1 protein-coding gene is annotated in these 1,331 nt (G+C 47.3%); it reads right to left on the reverse strand.

Annotated elements, in window-relative coordinates; all coding sequences use genetic code 11:
* Positions 1-98 precede the first annotated feature (98 nt).
* Positions 99-1,262, reverse strand: coding sequence for an IS110 family transposase (locus tag ACK8P7_RS10920; protein WP_410044226.1), 1,164 nt, complete (start codon positions 1,260-1,262; stop codon positions 99-101).
* Positions 1,263-1,331: the final 69 nt, after the last annotated feature.

The following is a 1,331-nucleotide window of genomic DNA, read 5'->3' on the forward strand; positions in this document are numbered from 1 at the left end:
AGAAAATTATCTTTTTTATCAGTGGCTATAAAAGGGTAACTCTAACAGAGCTCCCCAAAGGGTGCTTTTCAAAATCTACTATGATCTCGAGTTAGAACTTACTCAAGATTGAATGCCACATCATCCGTCAGCATCTTAAAAAGGATTCTGACGAGTTTGCCGGCACAATGCCCCAGAGCATTATAGTGGTTCCGGCCTTCAGCCATCTTGGCGTCGTAGTAAGCCTTGAAGGTGTTGTTGTTCTTAACTACATTGTGAGCTGCGTTGATCAATGCATACCGGAGAACCCGGGAGCCACGTTTTGACATTCTTGTGTGGCTGGCATTGAAATTTCCGGACTGATATACAGAAGGATCCAGTCCGGCAAATGCAAGCAGCTGACAGGGCTTTGAAAAGCGATGAATATCGCCAATCTCGCCCAGGATCATTCCGCCATTGATATATCCGATGCCTGGAATGGTCATAATAACGGAGTCAAGTCCAAGCATGATTTCAGTCATCTCGGATTCGACGTCGGTGATCTGCCTGTCCAGTAACTCGATCTGCTCCACAGACTGTGTTACTTGTAAGGATAGGGCTCTGTCGCTGGAACCGACAGACTTCTGTGCCAGAATTCTTAATTCCTTGGCCTGCTCTTTATTGAAGTGTCCGTGGGAGGAAACCTCGAGCAGATGAGCCAGATGAGTCAAGTGCATGGAAGCTACCAGTTCAGGTGTAGGAGCCTCTTTCAGAAGAGCGTAAATGGTCTTCTGATGAAGTCCGGATTTGAAGAAGTACTGGAGTTCCGGAAAGACACGGTCCACGTAGGCTGTGAGCTGTATTTTTAGCCGGGTACGCTCTTTGATATTCTTCTGCCGGAAACGGCCGAGGTTCTTCAGATGCATGAGGTCAATATCCTCCTGCGAGAAGAATCTGTGCGGCTGAGCAATTAAAGTTCTGGCAATAACTAACGTATCCACCTTGTCGGTCTTCGTCTTCCGGATGTTGTTCTTACGCATCGTGGAAGTCTGGATCGGGTTGATAACGCAGACCTGGTAGCGTTTAGATACGAGAAATTCAACCAGGTTGTCAGCATAGTGTGCCGTCGATTCAAGACCAATGATGAGGCTGCCGCGATCGTATGATGCGAGAGCAGAGAGCAGCGTACAGAAGCCATCATTGTCATTCGTAAATTTGAACGGCTTAACGAGTACCTCGCCGTCTGAAGAAACAACAGAAGCGAAGTGATTGAGTTTGGCAATGTCGATGCCAACGTAGTACATAGTGAAACCCTCCTTTCGGTTCCCTGATACTGTGGCATCCACCAGCGATTATCATCGTAGACTTGATTG

Origin of the sequence: Oribacterium sp. P9, assembly GCF_046365365.1 — a bacterium.
In the GTDB taxonomy this organism is placed as follows: Bacteria; Bacillota; Clostridia; order Lachnospirales; family Lachnospiraceae; genus Oribacterium.